Source organism: Calothrix sp. CBUCES-K 9914 (assembly GCF_059640475.1).
This window is the reverse complement of the sequence record NZ_JBXXZH010000500.1, coordinates 1-2,564: the sequence shown is the minus strand read 5'-3', so window position 1 is coordinate 2,564 and position 2,564 is coordinate 1. Positions and strand designations below refer to the sequence as shown.

Here is a 2,564-nt window from a genome sequence, read left to right as displayed (position 1 = left end):
TTTAGGGCGCATTCACCCAGCTAGTGCCTGCTCCAGCAGTTCTTAAATCTGGCGAAGGTATTGTTTGATAGGATGTAGTTTTAATCTCAGACTCGCTAAATATTCTTCCATTGCCAATCTCGCTTCTACTAAAAAACTCCTATCACCAGAAAATAAAGCAAAATCATCGACATAACGAACATATTTACTAACGTTAAGTCGCTCTTTGATAAAGTGGTCGAAACCATTGAGGTAAACGTTGCCAAAAAATTGGCTGGTAAGATTACCAACAGGCAAACCGCGTCGTCTCAATAAAGGTGTAAGTAAATCATCCCCAGGAAAATATTCTATTATGGGGATTTGTGGATTACTGTTGTCAATAATTGTGTCTAATAACCATAAAGTGTCTTTACATTTGATTTTTCGACGTAACAAAGTTTTGAGGATTTCATGGTCAATACTGGGAAAGTACTTTTTAATATCGCACTGCAAAATATAGCGACTCGAACGTGCGAAGTTAGTAAAACGACGTAGCGCGCGGTGAGTACCATAGCCTAAACGATTAGCATAGGTATCATCTATATAAGTTCTTTCAAAAATTGGTAATACAATATTACAAAGTGCATGATGTACAACTCTATCTCGGTATGGCGCTGCAGAAATCATTCGTGGTCTTGGTTCTAATATCTCAAATGTTTTATAGGCGCCTGGTTGATATGTTTTTGATTCTAATTCATTTTGCATTTGCTCTAATTCTACTTCCCTAGAGTAAATAAATTTTGAAACAACCTCTTGATTTCGTTTACCTTTTTGTGCTTTATTCGCCGCTGAAAGTAAATTTTTATAGTTTGTAATTTGTGGATAAAGGTTGCCGTGTCTTTTCATAGTAAATATTATTAATTAGACAAGCGAAATTTATTATTGAGCTAAGTTTGATCCCCCCAACCCCCCTTATTAAGGGGGGTTAGGGGGGATTTTTAACTTATGCGTAATCAAACACTTTCAACACATCCTCTTAATTCATTCCAAAAATTATTGATTATCTTTATCTGTTTGCTGTTGCTTAATCCACCCACCTAAATCTCTACCTATTTCATTAATTTGCTTTCCAACATATTCAGAGCGTTTGTTATCAAAAAGATTAAAATCATGTAGCAATCTTGAAAAAAGCCGTAAAATATCTATTTTTGCATTCAACCGCTTTAACTTTTGTAACTTTTCACTATCATATCGCGCTTCTGACAAGCCTTCTAATAAATCATAAAGTCTGTTGGTGATTCTATCGGCAATGCCAAACTTATGGTCTTTAGGCATACGATTTAAAATCGGCACATACCATTTAATCAGTTCGTAGGTTTTGTTAATTATTGGTAATTCGCTCATTTCGCCTCTTATAATTTTTCTCTGCTCAACTGAATATTCAACTTACTACATAATTAACTTCCAAATCACAAGTCGTTACATGATGTCGCCTATCGAAATCCAGCTTAATGTTCTGTCGCAGATTTTAATACTGTTATGTATTGATACAAATAGTAAAGGTTAGTACTTTTATTAGACACAAGAACCTCTTCTACAAAAAATAGAGCTAATGTACTGTCTCTTTATATGGGAGGGGTTGAGAAATTAGGTTATGGGTCAGTTTTTCTATATAACGTTAAAAGTTAGTTCAAGTGGTACGACTGGAAATAAAGAAGATTGAATGATTATGGAATATATAGCAATCCTAAATGATTTGTAAAAACTCGCCCAGAAGCTGGAGGCGACCTCCCGCGCCCGGCTCGGCCGCAGCCTGGCGATCCGCCAGGTGGATGCCGGGTCCTGCAATGGCTGCGAGCTGGAAATCCACGCCATGTCCGGCGTGCTGTATGATCTGGAACGGCTCGGCCTGCGCTTCGTCGCCTCCCCCCGCCATGCCGATGTGCTGCTGGTGACCGGCCCGGTGACCCGCAACATGCGGGAGGCGCTGGAACGCACCCGCGCCGCCGCGGCGGAGCCCTGCTGGGTGGTGGCAGCCGGCGATTGCGCGGTGGATGGCGGCGTCTTCAAGGGCAGCTATGCGGTGGAAGGGGGCGTGGCGCAGGTGCTGCCGGTGGATCTGCTGATCCCCGGCTGCCCGCCCAGCCCGGCGCAGATGCTGGAGGGGCTGCTGGCGCTGATGCAGGCGCAGGGCTGAACCGAAGCCCGGCCGCGTTGCCGCGACCGGTGCTTTTTGGGCGCTGATCAGCCCTGGCGCGGCTGCGCCGTTTCAGCCCTGCCGCGACTGCGCCGCTTGGCGGGCGCGGCGCGGCTGGCCGGCCTGGCGTGCGGTCCGGGCTTCCGCGGTGCGGAGGCGGCGCGCCTGGCGGGTTTCGGCGCTGCGGCCCTGGCGGGCGGCGCGGGTTTCAGCGGTGCGCGCGCGGCGGGTGGCGCGCGCCTCCCGCGTGCGGCGCGGGGTGGTCGCGGCGCTGCGGCGGGTGCGGCGTGGGGTGGCGGCCTGGGGTGCCGCGGCGCCTTCGGTCACCTGCGGCGTGGGCGCGGACAGCGCCTGGGCGCCGGCCGGCGCGGTCAGCAGCAGCGGCGCGCCCAGCAGGGCGGCGGCGATG

The 2,564-nt window shown here is 48.3% G+C and carries 3 protein-coding genes and 1 pseudogene; 1 reads left to right on the top strand and 3 read right to left on the bottom strand.

Features of this window, described 5'->3' with window-relative positions:
* Window positions 1-54: 54 nt before the first annotated feature.
* Both AC2JBO_RS44470 and avd read right to left on the bottom strand, forming a co-directional pair.
* Window positions 55-864 (bottom strand): annotated as a pseudogene (locus AC2JBO_RS44470) (RNA-directed DNA polymerase); the annotation flags it as partial.
* Window positions 865-1,011: 147 nt separating this feature from the next.
* Window positions 1,012-1,362: a diversity-generating retroelement protein Avd gene (gene avd, locus AC2JBO_RS44465; RefSeq protein ID WP_496960005.1), complete on the bottom strand. Its 351-nt coding sequence runs from the start codon at window positions 1,360-1,362 to the stop codon at window positions 1,012-1,014.
* Between the two features lie 424 nt (window positions 1,363-1,786).
* Here avd and AC2JBO_RS44460 point away from each other — a divergent pair, with 424 nt between their 5' ends.
* Window positions 1,787-2,155, top strand: coding sequence for an NADH-quinone oxidoreductase subunit B family protein (locus AC2JBO_RS44460; protein WP_496960004.1), 369 nt, complete (start codon window positions 1,787-1,789; stop codon window positions 2,153-2,155).
* A 72-nt stretch (window positions 2,156-2,227) separates the two neighbouring features.
* On the opposite strand, the gene AC2JBO_RS44455 is transcribed toward AC2JBO_RS44460, so the two are convergent.
* The coding region (locus tag AC2JBO_RS44455) for a hypothetical protein (protein WP_496960003.1) at window positions 2,228-2,564 on the bottom strand (337 nt) is incomplete at its 5' end.

What these genes read in the sequence shown, in the direction of transcription:
- avd (WP_496960005.1), bottom strand. Translation starts at nt 1,362, where the DNA reads ATGAGCGAATTACCAATAATTAACAAAACCTACGAACTGATTAAATGG.